At 62.6% G+C, this 17530-nt stretch carries 16 protein-coding genes and 1 tRNA gene; 6 read left to right on the forward strand and 11 right to left on the reverse strand.

Annotated features, from left to right (window positions below; genetic code table 11):
* Positions 1-37: 37 nt before the first annotated feature.
* Entirely contained in the window at positions 38-955 is a 918-nt protein-coding gene (locus J2X15_RS18005; protein ID WP_310345459.1) for a PP2C family protein-serine/threonine phosphatase, read from the reverse strand.
* A complete protein-coding gene (locus J2X15_RS18010) occupies positions 952-1959 on the reverse strand; it encodes a serine/threonine protein kinase (protein ID WP_310345464.1) in 1008 nt (335 codons plus the stop codon). Before J2X15_RS18010 ends, J2X15_RS18005 begins: the two co-directional genes overlap by 4 nt.
* Positions 1960-2038: 79 nt before the next feature.
* Here J2X15_RS18010 and J2X15_RS18015 point away from each other — a divergent pair, with 79 nt between their 5' ends.
* From J2X15_RS18015 to J2X15_RS18030, 4 genes are all read left to right on the forward strand, one after another.
* Positions 2039-2956: a YicC/YloC family endoribonuclease gene (locus J2X15_RS18015; RefSeq protein WP_310345467.1), complete on the forward strand. Its 918-nt coding sequence runs from the start codon at positions 2039-2041 to the stop codon at positions 2954-2956.
* A gap of 38 nt (positions 2957-2994) precedes the next feature.
* Positions 2995-3615 carry a guanylate kinase gene (gmk, locus tag J2X15_RS18020; protein ID WP_310345470.1) on the forward strand — a complete coding sequence of 207 codons (621 nt, stop codon included), beginning with the start codon at positions 2995-2997 and terminating at the stop codon, positions 3613-3615.
* Positions 3616-3632: 17 nt separating this feature from the next.
* Positions 3633-3836, forward strand: a complete 204-nt coding sequence (gene rpoZ, locus J2X15_RS18025; protein WP_310345473.1) for a DNA-directed RNA polymerase subunit omega — start codon at positions 3633-3635, stop codon at positions 3834-3836.
* Positions 3837-3922: 86 nt separating this feature from the next.
* Positions 3923-6163, forward strand: a complete 2241-nt coding sequence (locus tag J2X15_RS18030) for a RelA/SpoT family protein (RefSeq protein ID WP_310345476.1) — start codon at positions 3923-3925, stop codon at positions 6161-6163.
* Here the strand turns inward: J2X15_RS18030 and greB are convergent.
* The 8 genes from greB to J2X15_RS18070 form a co-directional block, all read right to left on the reverse strand.
* Positions 6160-6723, reverse strand: coding sequence for a transcription elongation factor GreB (gene greB, locus J2X15_RS18035; RefSeq protein ID WP_310345480.1), 564 nt, complete (start codon positions 6721-6723; stop codon positions 6160-6162). The genes J2X15_RS18030 and greB overlap by 4 nt on opposite strands.
* An 87-nt stretch (positions 6724-6810) precedes the next feature.
* A complete protein-coding gene (locus tag J2X15_RS18040) occupies positions 6811-7632 on the reverse strand; it encodes a diguanylate cyclase domain-containing protein (protein ID WP_310345484.1) in 822 nt (273 codons plus the stop codon).
* A gap of 125 nt (positions 7633-7757) precedes the next feature.
* Positions 7758-7834, reverse strand: a tRNA-Arg gene (locus tag J2X15_RS18045).
* A gap of 95 nt (positions 7835-7929) precedes the next feature.
* Positions 7930-8808, reverse strand: a complete 879-nt coding sequence (locus tag J2X15_RS18050) for a beta-keto acid cleavage family enzyme (RefSeq protein WP_310345487.1) — start codon at positions 8806-8808, stop codon at positions 7930-7932.
* A complete protein-coding gene (locus J2X15_RS18055; protein WP_310345489.1) occupies positions 8805-10775 on the reverse strand; it encodes an acetyl/propionyl/methylcrotonyl-CoA carboxylase subunit alpha in 1971 nt (656 codons plus the stop codon). Before J2X15_RS18055 ends, J2X15_RS18050 begins: the two co-directional genes overlap by 4 nt.
* Positions 10772-11611, reverse strand: a complete 840-nt coding sequence (locus J2X15_RS18060; protein WP_310345491.1) for an enoyl-CoA hydratase/isomerase family protein — start codon at positions 11609-11611, stop codon at positions 10772-10774. Before J2X15_RS18060 ends, J2X15_RS18055 begins: the two co-directional genes overlap by 4 nt.
* Before the next feature lie 15 nt (positions 11612-11626).
* Entirely contained in the window at positions 11627-12778 is a 1152-nt protein-coding gene (locus J2X15_RS18065) for an acyl-CoA dehydrogenase family protein (RefSeq protein ID WP_310345494.1), read from the reverse strand.
* Between the two features lie 34 nt (positions 12779-12812).
* Positions 12813-14423, reverse strand: coding sequence for an acyl-CoA carboxylase subunit beta (locus tag J2X15_RS18070; protein ID WP_310345497.1), 1611 nt, complete (start codon positions 14421-14423; stop codon positions 12813-12815).
* Between the two features lie 155 nt (positions 14424-14578).
* Between J2X15_RS18070 and J2X15_RS18075 the strand changes: the two genes are divergently transcribed.
* Together J2X15_RS18075 and J2X15_RS18080 are read left to right on the forward strand one after the other, a co-directional pair.
* Entirely contained in the window at positions 14579-14875 is a 297-nt protein-coding gene (locus tag J2X15_RS18075; protein ID WP_310345500.1) for an SCP2 sterol-binding domain-containing protein, read from the forward strand.
* 4 nt (positions 14876-14879) lie between these two features.
* The gene (locus J2X15_RS18080) at positions 14880-15338 is read left to right on the forward strand and encodes a MerR family transcriptional regulator (protein ID WP_310345502.1); all 459 of its coding nucleotides are present in this window, start codon (positions 14880-14882) and stop codon (positions 15336-15338) included.
* 81 nt (positions 15339-15419) lie between these two features.
* Here the strand turns inward: J2X15_RS18080 and J2X15_RS18085 are convergent, their stop codons facing one another.
* On the reverse strand, positions 15420-17492 hold the full coding sequence (locus J2X15_RS18085; RefSeq protein ID WP_310345505.1) for an AsmA family protein: 2073 nt from the start codon (positions 17490-17492) through the stop codon (positions 15420-15422).
* Positions 17493-17530: the final 38 nt, after the last annotated feature.

The raw sequence follows: 17530 nt of genomic DNA on the forward strand, positions 1-17530 counted from the left end.
CAGTCCTTCAGGAAATGGCAATGCCGCAGCGCAGGCCTCAGGCCTTGCGTGCAGCGGAACGGCGAATCGCCTCGTTGATTTCGGCAATGGAGCGTTCGATGGCCGCATCGTCCAGGTCGTCGACATCGGAGTCCAGCCAGCCGGCCTGCACTGTAGAGGCAAACACACCGTCCTCGATGTTGTCGGTGGAGATGCTGCCGCGCGTGGATTCGAAGCTGTCAGGGGTTTCCCACTCCATGGCGATCAAGGTCACGTTGTCGCAATGCGGACCGCCATTGACCAGCGCCATTTCCACCAGATCGGGGGCCGCCACAGGCACGGGCTTCTGCGCCATCTGGTAGACGATGTTGGAATCATCCACCGTGCCCCAGAGTCCGTCGGAACACAGCATCATGCGGTCGCCCTGCTGCAGCGGCACCGGGCCGGTGATGTCAAACACGGGTTTGGTCGGTGACCCCAGGCAGGTGTAGAGCACGTTGCGGTTGAACACCGCGGCCGCAGACGCCAAAGGGCGTTCCTCGCCTTCGCGCTGCTCCATGTACGAATGGTCCCGCGTGCGGGCCAGCAGTTCGCCCTGGCGCACAAAGTACAGGCGCGAATCGCCACAGTGCACCCAGTGCGCAGAACCGTGCTGCACCACAGCTGCCACCAGCGTCGTGCGCGGTGTATCGGCCAGGTGCTTCTCAGCCGCATAACGCAGAATTTGCCGGTGCGCGGCCATCACCGCACGGTGAAAGAACGCATTCACGTCCTCAATCTCGGGCGAGGCTTCCTTTTGATACAGCGCAGAGATGACCTGCAAGGCCATCTGCGCGGCGACCTCGCCCTCAGGGTGCCCACCCATGCCGTCGGCCAGCAAAAACAGGCCCGACGACTTGGTATAGCAATACCCCATGCGGTCTTCGTTTTTTTCGCGGCCGCCCTTGCGGCTGATCTGGAAGACAGAAAATTTCATTTGGGTTTGCCCGAGGCGGCCACGGCGCCCTGGACTGTTTTCTTGGTGTCGGCCACCATGGAGTCAAACTGCATGCGCACTTTCTCGCCCACGGTGAGCTTGGTGTAACGGCGCTCGCCCTCGCGGGACAACTCCTTCTGCAAGGCGAACACCGACTGCGGACGCGACAACGGGTCCAGCGACATGCACCACTCCACCACCTCAATCAGGTTGTCAGAGTACACGCCGCGCAGGCGCGCCAGCGCCGTGGTGATCCGGTCTTTTTCCAGGCGCTGCGGTGCCTCATTGGGCGGGTAGCCCTGCATGCAGGCGTAGATACAGGCGCCAATGGCGTAGATATCGGTCCATGGGCCCATGGAGGCATCGCGCCGGTACATCTCGGGGGCGGCAAAGCCGGGCGTGTACATGGGACGGATGAAGTTGCCTTCTTTGCTCAGCACTTCGCGCGCGGCGCCAAAGTCGATGAGAACCGAGCGGTTGTCGTCGGTAATAAAAATGTTGGCCGGTTTAATGTCCAAGTGCAGCATCTTGTGCTGGTGCACGATACGCAGCCCGCGCAGGATCTCGTCAAACAGCGAGCGGATGGTGGATTCGCGGAACACCTTGCTCTTCTTCAGGTCGCGCGCGGTGACGATGAAGTCCTGCAGGGCTGCGCCCTCCAGGTAGTTCATCACCATGTAGACGGTTTCGTTCTCACGAAAGAAGTTCAGCACGCTCACCACCGAAGGGTGGGAAATTTGTGCCAGCGAACGGCCTTCTTCAAAAAAGCTTTTCAGGCCCAGGCGGTACAGCGAGAGTTTTTCGGGCTGGACCTGGGGCAACAGCTCGCCCGGTGCGCGGCTGGCCAGCGACGACGGCAGGTATTCCTTGACGGCCACCTGCTGGCCTTCCGAATCGAGCGCCAAGTACACCAGCCCAAATCCCCCGGCGGCAACCTTGCGAATGATGCGATAGCCGCCAATGATGGTCTCGGGGGGAAGGGGCGCTGGCTTGACCTTTGACATAAATTGCGGGGTATGGGCTCGTCGGTTGCATGGGAACCGGGTTATTCTCGGGGCCGTTTCAACGCAGCGAGAACCCGTGATGCCAGTTTACAGCATGACTGGCTATGCCAGTGCCCAGCACAGCACAGCCACCAGCGCCTCGGAAAGCGAGCCCAAAAACCAGCCCATCACCCAGCTCGGGTTGGAGATCCGCTCGGTCAACAGCCGCTTCCTGGACCTCACGTTCCGCCTGCCCGAGGACCTGCGTCAATTCGAACCGGCCCTGCGCGAACTGCTGGGCGCCAAGCTCAAACGCGGCAAGATTGAAGTACGCGCCTCGGTGGAAACGACCAGTGCCAGCAATATCCCCGACCCCACGCCCAAGCTGCTGCAACGCCTGAACGCCGCGCAAGACAGCATCCGCGCGTGGCTGCCCAACGCCAACCCGCTCAGCGTGGCCGACGTGATCCGCCTGGCCGCCGCCGAGCAAGGCAGCCAGCGCGACTGGAGCGCCGATGTGATGCCGCTGGCAGAAAAAACGCTGAAGGAACTGCTGACCGCCCGCCAGCGCGAAGGTGCTCGCCTAGCCACCATGCTGCTGAGCCACATCACCCAGCTGCGCACCCTGGCCGAACAGGCCGGTCCGCTGGTGCCCAAGCTGGTGGAGCAGCAGCGCATACGCTTTATGGAGCGCTGGAAAGAGGCCATGGCCCTGACCGATGGCGCCACCCTGCCCGAAGCGGCCCAAGACCGCGCACTGACCGAGGCCACCGCTTTTGCCATCCGCATCGATGTGGCAGAAGAAATCACCCGCGTGAACTCTCACCTGGACGAGCTGGAGCGCCTGATCAAAAAAGGCGGTGAGATCGGCAAACGGCTGGACTTTTTGATCCAGGAGCTGCACCGCGAGGCCAACACCATGGGCTCAAAATCAGCGGCACTGGAGCTGACGCATATCTCGGTGGACATGAAGGTGTTGATCGAGCAAATGCGCGAGCAGGTTCAGAACTTAGAATAAGGCGACTTCAGCCACCCGCTTTATCGGAGCCAATGTCAATGGACTACCCCGGAAATCTCTTTGTCGTCGCAGCCCCCAGCGGGGCGGGTAAGTCCAGCCTGTGCAAGGCGCTGCTGGAGCTGGATTCGCGGCTGCAGCCCTCGGTATCGCACACCACGCGCCCACCGCGCGGCCAGGAAAAACATGGTCGCGAGTACTTCTTCGTCTCCCAGCCAGAGTTTGACGCCATGGTGGCTGGCGATGCCTTTGTCGAGTGGGCCCATGTGCACAGCCAGCGCTACGGCACCTCGAAAAAGGCCATTGAAGACCGCATGGCTCAGGGCGCAGACGTGATCCTGGAAATCGACTTCCAGGGTGCGGTGCAGATCAAAAATGTGTTTGCCAATGCCATCTGCATCTTCATCCTGCCCCCCAGTTGGGAAGAGCTGCGCTCACGGCTGGAACGCCGCGGCGAGGACTCGCCCGAGGTGATCGACATGCGCATGAAAAACGCCCAGATCGAGGTCGCCCAGGTCGCGAAATTCGACTTCGTTATAATCAATGAGTTATTCGACCGTGCGCTTTTTGACCTGAAAGCCATCGTCCACTCTCAGCGGCTCAAGATTTCGGCACAGCGCCGCGCCCGTGCCGAGACATTCCAAGCGCTGAACATCCTGTAGTTTTCCCGGAGATTTCCATGGCCCGCATCACTGTTGAAGACTGCCTCGAGCAGATCCCCAATCGCTTCCAACTGGTTCTGGCAGCCACCTACCGTGCGCGCATGCTGAGCCAAGGCCACACTGCCAAGATCGAAAGCAAGAACAAGCCTGGCGTGACTGCCCTGCGCGAAATCGCCGCTGGCAAAATCGGCATCGAGATGCTGAAAAAAGTGCCTCTCTGAGCTTTCGCTCCTTCAAAAAAGCACCGCTTGCGGTGCTTTTTTTCGTCTGTACAGCAGCGCTCTGATCTGCACGCTACATTTACGCCATGGGTAGCACTCCACATCTCACATCCCCCGCCGCGGCTGCCAACGCAGTAGCTGCCAGTTTTGCCGGACTAACGGCCAAGCTGGACTACCTGAGCCCCAGCGACGTGGAACAGGTGCGCCTGGCCTACCGGTTTGCCGACGAGGCCCACCTGGGCCAGATGCGCAACAACGGTGAGCCCTACATCACCCACCCGATTGCCGTGGCCGCCCAATGCGCCGAATGGAAACTCGATGCGCAGGCCCTGATGTCCGCCCTGCTACACGATGCCATCGAAGACTGCGGTGTCACCAAGACCGAGTTGATCGAGAAATTTGGCTCCCCCGTGGCCGAGCTGGTGGATGGCCTGACCAAGCTGGACAAGCTGCAGTTCAACACCCGCGAAGAAAACCAGGCCGAGTCCTTCCGCAAGATGCTGTTGGCCATGGCGCGCGATGTGCGTGTCATCCTGATCAAGCTGGCCGACCGTTCGCACAATATGCGCACACTGTCGGACATGCCGCGTGCCAAGTGGGGGCGCATTGCCTCCGAGACGCTGGACATTTACGCCCCCATTGCCCACCGCCTAGGCCTGAATCAGACCTACCGCGAGCTGCAGGATCTCTCGTTTCGCCACCTACGGCCTTGGCGCTATTCCATTTTGGCCAAGGCCGTGGCCAAGGCGCGCAGCCGCCGGCGCGACCTGATCCAGAAGGTGCAAAAAGAAGTCGAGACCGTGTTTGCCACCGCCAACATGCCGGTGCGCATCGCGGGCCGCGAGAAGACGCTGTACTCCATCTACAAGAAAATGGATGACAAGCACTTGAGCTTTGCCCAAGTCACCGACATTTACGGCTTCCGGGTGCTGGTACCCAATGTGACCGACTGCTACACGGCTCTGGGCCTGCTGCACCAGCTCTACAAGCCTGTGCCCGGCAAGTTCAAGGACCACATTGCCATTGCCAAGGTCAATGGCTACCAGTCGCTGCACACCACGCTGGTCGGCCCGGCCGGCATCAACGTGGAATTCCAGATGCGTACCGAGGCCATGCACGTGGTGGCCGAATCGGGCGTAGCCGCCCACTGGCTGTACAAGGTCAACAACCCCGAAGATGCGTCGAACGACCGCCTGGGCACCAAGTGGCTGCAGTCCCTGCTGGACATTCAGGACGAAACACGCGATGCGGCCGAGTTCTGGGACCACGTGAAAGTGGACCTGTTTCCCGACGCGGTCTATGTGTTCACCCCCAAGAGCCAGATCATGGCGTTGCCCCGCGGTGCTACGGTGGTGGACTTTGCCTACGCCATCCACAGCAATGTGGGCGATCGCACGACGGCCGCGCGCATCAATGGCGAACAGGTGCCTCTGCGCACCGAGCTAAAGAACGGCGATGTGGTGGAGGTAGTCACAGCCCCAGTGTCCACACCCAACCCGGCCTGGCTGGGCTTTGTGCGTACGGGGCGTGCACGTTCCAAGATCCGCCACCACCTCAAGACGATGGCGCAAACGGAGTCCGAAAGCCTGGGCAGCAAGCTGCTGACCCAGGCCCTGCGCGCCGAAGGCATCGAAGGCTTCCCCGATGACGACCCCAGCTACAGCGCGCTGTGGGACAAGCTGCTGCGCTTCACCGGTAACAGGACACGCGAGGAGCTGCTAACCGATATCGGCCTGGGCAAACGCATTGCCAATATCGTGGCCAAGCGCCTGGTAACCCTGCTGGCCGACACCGGAGAGCGCCCCGACGCGCTGCTGCTCACGCGCGAGCGCTTCACAGCGCACGAATCCACCTCGCTGGGCTCCATCACACTGGATGGCAGCGAAAATGCTTCGGTGCAGTTTGCGCCCTGCTGCCGCCCCATCCCCGGTGATGCCATCGTTGGCTATTTGGGCCGTGGCGAGGGCTTGGTGGTGCACCGGGAAGAGTGCCAGGTGGCGCGCAAGCTGCAGAACAAGGACAGTGAGCGCTTCATTGGCGTGGAATGGTCCGATGAGCCGATCCGCCCGTTTAAAACCGGCGTGGTGGTGACCGTGAACAATGGCAAGGGCGTGCTGGCCAAAGTGGCTGCAGCGTTAGCATCGGCCGAGGCCGACATCCTGCACATCGACATGGGGCAGGACGGCGTGCAGGACGCCTCGGACTTGCGGTTTTTGGTGGCCGTGCGCGATACGGCGCACCTGGAGACCGCATTGCGCAACCTGCGCCGTACGCCCTCGGTATTGCGCGCAGAACGCAGCAGCAACACAGCAACCAACAACAGTTAGCTGGATGCAGGTGCCGGGTAGACCACCCGCAGCACCTCAATGTCGCCCACGCGGTCGGGCATCACCAGCTTGAGTTCATCGCCTACGCGCGCCTTGAGCAGGGTGCGGGCGACGGGGGAGATCCAGCTCACCTCACCCAACGCGCTGTTGGCCTCGTCAATGCCTTTGATAGTGACGGTGCGCTCCACGTCCTGGTCATCCACATACGTAACCGTGGCGCCAAAGAACACCTGGTCGTTGCCATGGTGCACGGTGGGGTCGGTTACTTCGGCAATTTCCAGGCGCTTGGTCAAAAAGCGGATGCGGCGGTCAATCTCGCGCAAGCGCTTTTTGCCATACAGGTAGTCGCCATTCTCGGAGCGGTCACCATTGCTGGCCGCCCAGTGCACTACTTCCACGATCTTGGGGCGCTCGTTGTCGATCAGGTCGAGTAACTCGTCGCGCAGTACGGCATAGCCTTGGGGGGTGATGTAGTTTTTGCCACCCGACGGCAGCGCAGGCAGTTGCAGCTCCTCGTCGTCGGTGCCCGTGTCAGACTCTTTGGTAAAGGCCTTGCTCATGATTCCGTTCAATGCAATCCACGGCACTCCGCGGCTGGTTTCATTCTATCGATGACAGCCTGTGCATTGCGACGGATCCATGCCCTGTTACTTGGCAAATGCGTAGCCCGTGCGGTCACGCTTGGCCGCATACATCGCGGCATCTGCCTCTTTGATGAGTGCATCCGCTGTTACCCCGTTTCTGGGAAACAGTGAAATACCAATACTCGTCAGCACACTGATGTTGCCGGTACTGAGCTGGCATGGAAGCTGGACCCGATGGATGGTTTTTTGGGCGAGATTGGCAACGGTCTGCTCATCTGCTGCCCCCATCAACAGGTACAAAAACTCATCGCCACCCAGCCGACTGACGGTGTCGTCATTCCGCGTGTTTTCCTTAAGTCGCTCTGCGATCGTCTTCAACACCACATCGCCCACATCGTGTCCATAAGTGTCATTGACTTGCTTGAAGCCATCGAGGTCCAGAAACATGACGGCCAACGCCAAGTCGTGCCGCCGCGCCTGTGCCAAGCTATGCTCCAGGCGGTCGTTGAAAAGTGTGCGGTTCGGCAACCCCGTCAGAGAGTCGTGCAGGGCCGCGTAGCGCGCCACTTCTTCCTGCTGGGTGACCAAAGCCAGCTCCGCATCGAGGGCCTTGCGCTCCTTGATCTCGCCTTCCAGCGCCTGGGTGACCAGAACCAACTTGTCCGACGCGTCTTGCACCTTTTCTTCCACGGCTTGGCTCTGCGCCAGGGCCTGCTTGACCTCTTGGGACTGGGCCTGCGCACTTTGCTGTCCCAACACGGAATTGAGGGTGGACAACGCCAAGGCGCTCTCGTCTACCAACGCCTGCACATGCTCCGCCTGACCCAACACGGCGCTGAGAGAGTCGCTGGGTATGGCGGGCTGCGGCGCAGAGGAAGGGGTCATGGGGGCTTACCTGAACGGAACGTACCCCAGCCTAGCGCTTCGACAAGGATCAGACTGTGCGGCGGCGCACACAATGTGCAGAAACGAAAAAACCCTAGAACATTGCTGTTCTAGGGTTTCACGTTTGGTGCGGCTGGCAGGAATTGAACCCACGACCCCTTGGTTCGTAGCCAAGTACTCTATCCAACTGAGCTACAGCCGCTAAGCTTCGTATTCTAGCACGAAGTTTTTTGGGCTTTCTGGAAAACCCGTAGAAACTTTTGCAACCCCGCTTCCCGGGGGCGCTAGCCCCCAAGTTTACGCGCTGCGCAGGCCCAGCACACTGCGCGCCTCCGTCGGGCTGGCGATGGCACGGCCCGCACGCTGGGCGCAGATTGCCAGTTCGGTAATGAGCGCGCCGTTGCCTGCTGCACGCTCACCGTTGGGCAAATAGAAGGTGTCTTCCAGACCTGTGCGCAACATGCCGCCCAGCTCGGCCGTCTTCTGGTGCACGGGCCAGATCTCGGTGCGGCCGATCAGCGTGGTCTGCCAGACGCTGTCCGCGGCCATGTACTTGGGCAGCAGCGACAGCAGATCCGCATCGCACGGCATGCCGGAGGCCACGCCCATCACCAGGTTGTACTCGGCCCGGCCCATGGCGGGCTTGAGCATGCCGTTCTTCAGGTACATGGTGACCGAGCGCACGATGCCCACGTCAAAACACTCAAACTCGGGGTGCGTGCCCGCCTCCTCCATCACGTCGAGAAACTGCTGCACCTTGGCCACCGGGTTGTCGAACACCATGGGCGGCCAGGCCCAGCTGCCGTCCTCCTTGAGCTTGAGGTAGTTCAGGCTGCCTGCATTGCAGGCCGCGATCTCGGGCTTGACGCGGCGGATGCAGGCGAGCGGGCCGCTGATGTCCTTGCCCACCACACCCGTGGTCAGGTTGATGATGACGCCGGGACAGGCTTCGCGGATGGCGTTGACGATGCTTTCGGCCACATCTGGGTCCCACGAGGGCATGTGGCCCATGCCTTCTTCCTGGCTGCGCATGTGGATGTGCATGATGCTGGCCCCGGCGTTGAAGGCGTCGCGCGCCTCGGCGGCCATTTGCGCCGGGGTGACAGGCACGGGATGCTGCTTGGGGTTGGTGAGCACGCCGGTCAGCGCGCAGGTGAGTATGGCTTTGTCCATCATGCGTCCTTCTTGATCTCAAGTTCAACCAACAGTGCACCGGATTCCACCTGGTCGCCCGCCTTGGCGTGCACGGCCTTCACCGTGCCCGCGTTTTCGGCACACAGCCACATTTCCATCTTCATGGCTTCCACGCAAACAAGCTGCTGGCCCTCCTGCACCTCGTCGCCCGGTACCACTAGCACCTGGGTGACCTTGCCCGCTACCGGGGAGCGGGCACGGCTCGCGTCCTTGAGTGCATCGGCATTCGGGAAAGCTGACACCTCGGTAAACACATGGCAGTGGCCTGCGTGGGCGAGGTGCAAGTCGGCGCCTACAAACACCGCGATGGCGGTCTGCGCAACGCCGGTGATTTCGAGCCGCAGCACTCCTTCGGCAAACTGCAGCACGCGTGCAAATGTGGTGTGCCCATCCATCGTGACTGCCACCGCACCTTGGCGGTCTGGCAGCACGCGCACCGCACGCACCATGTCACCCGTCTGCAGCTGAAAGCCGTAGGCTGCCACGCTGTTGGCGCGCCAGCCTTCCGCGGGATCTTTGCCATGCTGCATCGCCGATGCCACGGCCGCCACCGTCCAGGCTGCATCGCTAGCCATAGGCGCCTGCAACAGCGGCTCACCCTGCTCCAGCCACTGGTCGATCAGCGTGGTGGTCATCTCGGCTTTGCGGAAGGCCGGGTGGTCCACCAAGTCGCTCAGGAAGCGGCCGTTGTTCTTCAGGCCCAGCAAGGGCGTGTTGGCCAGCGCGGCACGCAGACGGCGGATAGCATCGTCCCGGTCGCGGCCATGCACGATGATCTTGGCGACCATGGGGTCGTAGAAGGACGAGATCACACTACCCTGGCGAATACCGTCATCAATACGGACGCCGTCGTACAAGGCCCGCTCAGGCTGCCACCAGGCCACGGTGCCGGTCTGTGGTGCAAAGCCGGTGTAGGGGTCTTCCACATACAGGCGTGCCTCGATGGCGTGACCTGTCAGCGTGATGTCTTCCTGCCTCGCGGGCAGCACATCGCCGGCTGCTACCTGCAGCTGCCACTCCACCAGGTCATAGCCGGTGACGCATTCGGTCACCGGGTGCTCCACCTGCAGGCGCGTGTTCATCTCCAGAAAGTAGTGGTTGCGCTTGTCATCGACGATGAACTCCACCGTGCCCGCGCCCCGGTAACCCACGGCCAGTGCAGCGGCCACGGCGTCCTGACCCATGGCAGCACGCATCGCGGGGCTGACCACGGGCGACGGTGCTTCTTCAATCACCTTCTGGCGGCGGCGCTGGGCGGTGCAATCACGCTCGCCCAGGTAGACCGCATTGCCATGCGCGTCGGCAAATACCTGGATCTCGATGTGGCGACCGTTGTCGATCAACCGCTCCAACATCAGCGTGCCATCGCCAAACGCGCTGGTCGCTTCACGGCGTGCGCCATCAATGCCCTGCTGCAACTCGGCATCGCTGCGTACCAGACGCATGCCACGCCCGCCGCCACCGGCTACGGCTTTCACTAGCAACGGGTAGCCCAGCTTCTTGGCCTCGGCTGTCAATGCCACGTCGCTCTGGTCCCCGCCCAAGTAGCCGGGCGCACACGGCACACCCGCTTCCAGCATGCGACGTTTGGCCAGGGCCTTGTCGCCCATGGCTGTGATGGCGCTGGCAGGTGGACCAATGAACACCACGCCCGCATCGGCGCAGGCCTGCGCAAACGCGGCGTTCTCGCTGAGGAAGCCATAGCCAGGATGCAGCGCATCAGCACCCGTTTTGCGCGCGGCGTCCAGAATCGCGTCGATCTTCAGATAGGACTGCGCGGCGGGCGAAGGTCCGATATAGACGGCCTCGTCGGCCAGAGCCACATGCGGTGCGTCGCGGTCGACATCGCTGTACACGGCCACGGTGGCGTAGCCCAGCTTGCGCGCAGTACGAATCACACGGCAAGCAATCTCTCCGCGATTGGCGATCAGGATTTTGGAGAAGCTCATGTCACGGCCCACGTGGGTTTGCGTTTCTGGATAAAGGCGGCCATGCCCTCTTGCCCCTCGGGGCCTTGAGCGGCGCGGGAGAAGATGTCGGCGGCTTCATCTACCAAATCAGCCGCAGCGGTAAAGCGTGCCTTGCACATCAGCGCCTTGGTGGCAGCCAGTGCGCCGGGTGCGCAGGCCAGGATGTCGGTTAGCACCTTGTCCAACGCGGTGGCTATGCCTTCGCTGCTTGTCACTTCATGCACCAGCCCCACGGCGAGTGCGCCCGCCGCATCAAGCCGGCCACCGGTGACGGCCAGGCGCTTGGCCTGCGAATAGCCCAGGCGCTCCACCAAAAAAGGCGCAATCTGCGCAGGCACCACACCCAGCGAGGTCTCGGGCAAACGGAAGGCCGCGGTGTCGCTGGCAATCGCCACGTCGGCCACACAGGCCAGGCCAAAGCCGCCGCCCATGACTGTGCCCTCCAGCACCGCCACCACGGCCAACGGGGTGTTGGCATAGGCCGCGCACAGGTGGCCAAAGGCGGCGTTCACCTCCGCAATCGGGTCGGGCGCACCTTCTGCGCGTTGCATGGCGCGCATGCGTGCACCGGCCATGTCTTTCAAGTCGGCCCCGGCGCTGAAGTGCCCGCCCTCGCCGCGCAGCACCACCACGCGCACCGCGTCCGGCCCGCCCGCCGTGGCCTCCGCCGCGTGCAGCACCTGCTGCAGCTCAGCCACCATCTGTTGCGACATCGCGTTGCGCACCTCGGGTCTATTCAAGTAAATATGCAGGCTAGCTCCCGTGGACACTGCGCGAACAGCTCCTAATTGCATAGCATCGATGGCGTGTTGCATGGCGTACCCCTGGGCTCAGGCCTTTCCCGGCAACGTACCTTCGAGCTTGCAGATGATGCCCAGCATGATCTCGTCGGCGCCGCCACCGATCGAGATGAGGCGACTGTCGCGGTAGGCCTGCGAGATGGGGTTGTCCGCCGTGAAGCCCATGCCGCCCCAATATTGCAAACACGAATCTGCCACTTCCCGCGAGAGCCGCCCGGCCTTGAGCTTGGCCATGGATGCCAGCTTGGTCACGTCCTTGCCACCTATATACGACTCCACCGCGCGGTAAGTCAGCGCACGAAGGCACTCCACCTCGGTGCGCAACTCGGCCAGGCGGAAGTGCACCACCTGGTTGTTCAGAATCGGCTGGCCAAAGGTTTTGCGCTCGCGCGTGTAGGCAATGGTCTGGTCGATCAGGTTGTCCAGCGAACGCAAGCTGCCGGCGGCGCCATACAAGCGCTCTTCCTGGAACTGCAGCATCTGCAGCGTGAAGCCCATGCCTTCCTGGCCGATGAGGTTGCGCTGCGGCACGCGCACGTTGTCAAAGAACAGCTGCGCCGTGTCGCTGCTGTGCATGCCGATCTTTTCGATCTTCTGGCGTGTGATGCCGGGCGCGTCCATGGGCACAATGATGAGCGACTTGTTCTTGTGCACCGCGCCTTCGCTCGTGTTGGCCAGCAGGCAGCACCAGTCGGCCTGCATGCCATTGGTGATCCACATCTTGGAGCCGTTGATGACGTAGTCGCCTCCATCCTTGCGCGCCGTGGTCTTGAGTGCGGCCACGTCGGAGCCTCCGCCCGCCTCGCTCACCCCAATGCAGCCCACCATGTCACCCGCAATGGCGGGGGCCAGATACATGGCGCGCAGCTCATCGCTGCCAAAACGGGCCAGTGCGGGCGTGCACATATCGGTCTGCACGCCAATGGCCATGGGCACACCGCCCACATTGCAGTCGCCCAGCGCCTCGGCCGACACCATGGAATAGCTGAAGTCCAGCCCCATGCCGCCAAACTCTGTGGGGTACTTGATACCCAAGAGGCCCAGGTCGCCCATCTTCTTGAAGAGTTCGTGCGCCGGGAAGATGCCGGCCTTTTCCCATTCGGCGGTGAAGGGGTTGATCTCGTTGGCGACGAACTTGCGCACCGTGTCAGAGATCTGGGTGTGTTCAGGGGTGAATTTCATGGATGTCTTCTCGGGTCATTTTTAGGGGGAGTGATCAGAAGCGCGCCACACCAAAGGTGTTGGCGCGCAGCGTGCGCTGGTCGGCCTCGGCGGCCAGCGCCAGGCACAGGCCCAACAGGCGGCGCGTGTCGCGCGGATCGATGATTCCGTCGTCCCACAGGCGGGCGGTGCCAAACAGGGCCGCACTCTCTTTGTCCAGCCGCAGGCGCAGGCCGTCGGACATGGCCTTGAGGGCGTCTTCATTCACCTCGGCACCCATGCGCTCCACCTTGGCGCGGTTCACGATGTCCATGACCTTGGCCGCTTGCGCACCGCCCATCACCGCGGTGCGCGCCGTGGGCCAGCTGAAGATGAAACGCGGATCAAAGCCGCGCCCGCACATGCCGTAGTTGCCCGCACCAAAGGAGCCACCCAGCACGACGGTGAATTTGGGCACGCGAGCATTGGCCACAGCCTGGATCATCTTGCTGCCGTGCTTGATGGCGCCGCCGCGCTCTGCCACCGAGCCCACCATATAGCCCGTGGTGTTCTGCAAAAAAATCAGCGGTGTGCCGCTCTGGTCACACAGCTGGATGAACTGCGCCGCCTTGGTGGAGCCAGCGGGTTGAATCGGCCCGTTGTTGCCCAGGATGCCCACCAGCCGCCCCTCCATGCGCGCGTGGCCACACATCATCTCGGGCGCGTAACTGGCCTTGAATTCCAGAAAGTCCGAGCCATCCACCAGGCGTGCAATCACCTCGCGCACGTCATAGGGCTCACGCTCGTCGGCAGGGACGATGCCCATGAGTTCCTGCTCGTCAAACAGCGGCGCGGCGAACGGTGCGGCCGTGGGCGCGGTGTCCCAGTTCAGCTTGTCCATGAGCTCGCGCGTCATGGCGATGGCGTGGGCGTCGTCCTCGGTCAGATACTCGCCCAGGCCGGTAACCTGGGCGTGCATTTCGGCGCCGCCCAGCTCGTCGTCCGTGCAGTCTTCGCCCATAGCGGCCTTCACCAGCGGCGGACCCGCCAGGTAAATGCTGCTGCGCCCGCGCACCAGCACCACGTAGTCCGACAGGCCAGGCAGATAGGCGCCGCCCGCCGTGGACGAGCCGTGCACCACCGCGATCTGCGGAATGCCTGCGGCCGACATGCGCGCCTGGTTGGCAAAGCTGCGCCCGCCTTCCACAAAAATCTCGGCCTGGTACATGAGGTTGGCGCCACCGCTCTCCACGAGGTAGATGACGGGCAGCTTGTTCTCCAGCGCAATCTCCTGCGCGCGCAGTGCCTTCTTCAGGCCCATGGGCGCCACAGTGCCACCCTTCACCGCGCTGTCGCTGGCGGAGATAAGACAGCGCCGCCCCGCCACCACGCCAATGCCGACGATAGAGCCACCACCCAGCACGGCCTTCTTGCCATCGTCGTCGTGCATGTTCAGCCCGGCCAGGCGGCTCAGCTCCAGAAAAGGGCTGCCGCGGTCCAGCAGGCGGGCCACGCGTTCACGTGGCAGCAGCTGGTTGCGCTTCTCAAACTTTTCGCGCTTGGACTCGGACTCGGCAATCACCAGCCCCTCCAGGCGCTGCACCTCGCCCAGCAGCTCGGCCATGCGCTGGGCGTTGGCCGCAAAGCTGGCCGAGCGGGGGTTGATCTTCGAGCGGAGAGCGGGCATGGCAACGGGTCCTTCAAACGTCTTGCGGCATTAGAGGCCATGGTGACGTTAACGTCAATCTGTTGCCGTATAGGTATTTTCACTATGCTTTACGGTATGCTGCCCGGATACCATCCAGCCCGAACCCCTTTCTCCAACCTGCATAAGGAAACGCCATGTCCCTCGCCTCTGCAACCGAAGCCATCCGCGCCAAAGTGGGCGCCGACAGTGGCCTCAACGCCACCCTGAAGTTCGACATGGGCGCCGACGGCGTCATCGTGATCGACGGTGCCAGCACGCCCAACAGCGTGGGCAACGACAACACCGACGCCGACTGCACTGTGGGCATCACGCTGGAGAACCTGAAGGCACTCATCGACGGCGACCTGGAGCCCGCCACCGGCTTCATGGCCGGCAAGCTCAAGGTCAGCGGCGACATGGGCGTAGCCATGCGCCTGCAACGTGTCATTTGAGCCCGTGGCCACCGACGCAGCGGTGGCAGACGCGCAGGCGTTTGTCGCCTCCCACCGCGACGAGGGCACGGCCGAGCTGTTCGGGATCACCGAGTTGTGCCGGGAGTTCGGCATCACGCTGCGCGCGCTGCGCTTTTATGAAGACAAGGGCCTGTTGGCGCCCCGCCGGGTCAACGGCGCGCGCGTCTACACCCGGCGTGACCGCGCACGGCTGACGCTCATCCTGCGTGCCAAGGCCATTGGCTCACCGCTGGCCGAGATCAAACGCTACCTGGATTTGTATGGCGACCACGGCGAAGGCCGCACCCAGCAGCTGCAGTACGTCATAGCCCGTACCGATGCCGAAATTGCCGACCTGGAAAAAAAGCGCGCCCAGATTGACGCCACGCTGGCCGAGTTGCGGGTGATCAACACCAGTTGCCGCGGCCACCTGGCTGAGCGCGAGCGCACGGGGAAGAATTAAGCCAAATTAGCCTCTAGCCCCCGTAGACATTGCGCAAGCAGCTCCTAAAACAGGAGCGCACTGCGCAATCCACCAATCGGCTTACTTGCCCAGCAAGCCCTTGAACAAGTCCTTGGCCTTGTCCTTCACGGCCTCTTCGGCCTTGGCCTTGATCTCCTGCTTCTTCTCTTCCACCTTGGCCTTGGTGGCGTCTTCCAGCATGGCGCCGAATTCGATCTTGTAGCTCAGAGCTTCAAAGGGGCCAGTCAGGCGCACGGGCACGGTCAGTCCTTTGAGGTCGCCCAAATCCTTGCCGCCCTGGCCTTCGCCGCTGGCCACCACCGCGGCCTTGGCCAGGTAGTTCATCTGGCCGACGCCCACGTCAATGTCGCCCGCGCCGCCCAGGCGGATGAAGGGGGACTTCATCGCCAGGTCCTCGTTGTGGGCCACGCCATTGGCAATCTTGAAGCTGCCGGTCAGCTCCGAGAAGTCGGTCTTCTGGCTCGCGTTGGCGGCTTGCGTGCTGTCCGCCTGACCCAGCTTGGCTTTCAGGTCGCGCAGGCTCTGCGCCAGGTTGATGCCCTTGATGGCGCCATCTTTGAGCGCCAGCGATGCGCTGCCGCCCAGCGCCTTCTTCATCGCCGTGACCGTGTCGCCATGGGTGCTGACGTCCAGCGTCACATTGCCGCGGCCTTCCAGCAGGTCCTTGGCCACCAGGTCTTTCATCAACGGGTTGATGCTCACGCCCACCAGGGCTTGCTTGATGGCCACCGCGTTGCCATTGGCGTTCACCGACAGGCTACCACTGGTGCTGCCCTCGTACAGGTTCAGCGACAAGGGCGCCACCTCCAGCTTGCCACCGGCCAGGGCCAGCTTGGCGTTGATCTTTTCCAGCTTCAGGTTGGACACCTGCAGCGCGCCGATGCGAATGGTGCCGTTCACCGTGTGGCCCTTGAGCGCGCTCAGGTCAATCGGCGCCTCTTTGGCCACAGCCGCCTCTTTAGCGGCCACCGTGGTGGGGGCGGGCTTGGGCGGCAGGTATTTATCCACGTTCAGCTTGTCCACGTCCAGGTCAAACGCCAGCACCAGCGGCGCAAACTTGGCCACCTTCACGCTGGTGGCGATCTTGGATTCGTCAAACTGCGTGGCCAGCTCCAGCGCTGCGGTCTGCTGCTGCGCGTCCACCTTCAGGCTGCCGTTGATGGGCAGGGTCACGCTCTTCATAGGCATGCTGGGGTGGGCCAGGTCCAAGCTGCCGCTCAGCTTGGCCAGCGCCACACTTTGCCCGGCCACGTTCACCGCCACGGGCGAACTCAGCTGGCCCTTCACGGCCGCATCGCCCGCCTTGGCATCCAGCTTCAGTGCCAGGCTGGCAATCTTCAGCGCGTCGGCATTGCCCTCCACGCCGTTCAGCACCAGGTTCACCGTCGCATTGCGGTCCGCCCCCTTTAGCGTGGCCGAGAGCGTGATGGCCTCACCACCCGACTTTTCAGGCGACAGGCTCAGCTTGGGCGCGTCCAGCGTGAGCGCAAACGCATCGGCACCACTCTGGCCCTTGGCCGACAGACTGAGCTTATCCACTGCAGCAGTCTTCTTGCCCGTGTCAGCCAGCACATGGCCGGTGGATAGGCTGAGGTTCGACAGCGCCGTTGTACTGCCCGCCTTCTCGTCGCGCCAGGTGAGCTGGGCATTGGCAATGCGAATGCTGTCAATGTCCACCTGCAGGGGGGCTGCTGGCTTGGCGGGTTCTGCGGGCTTGCCGATCTCCGGCGCTGTGGGTTCGCCCAGCAGGTCGGCAATGTTCAGCGTGCCGTCTTTTTTCTTCACCAGAGTGACCTTCAGGCCCTCTATATCCAGCGCACTCACCTGCACCTGCTTGCTCAGCAGCGGCATCAGCGCCACAGAAATACGGGCCGAGTCCAGCGCGGCGAATTCGGTTTTGCTGGCGTGCTCGGACAACGTCACCCCGTTGAGCTGAATGCCCAGGTTGGGCCAGACCGAGAGCTTGGGCTGGCCCACGATCACCAGCGTGCGCTGTTTTTGCTCCAGCACCGTGCGGCTAATCTCGGCCTTGATCTTGTCGCCGTCAAACAGGGCGTAGAGCACGCCCACCGCCAATACCACCAAACCCAGCAGCGCGGCGGCTGCAATACCCACTATGCGAAGCACCTTCATGAAACTCCCTTTTTGTGTTTCTTGCCCAGAGGCCTAAT

The sequence above is a fragment of the Rhodoferax saidenbachensis genome (assembly GCF_031457975.1).
In the GTDB taxonomy this organism is placed as follows: domain Bacteria; phylum Pseudomonadota; class Gammaproteobacteria; order Burkholderiales; family Burkholderiaceae_C; genus Allorhodoferax; species Allorhodoferax saidenbachensis_A.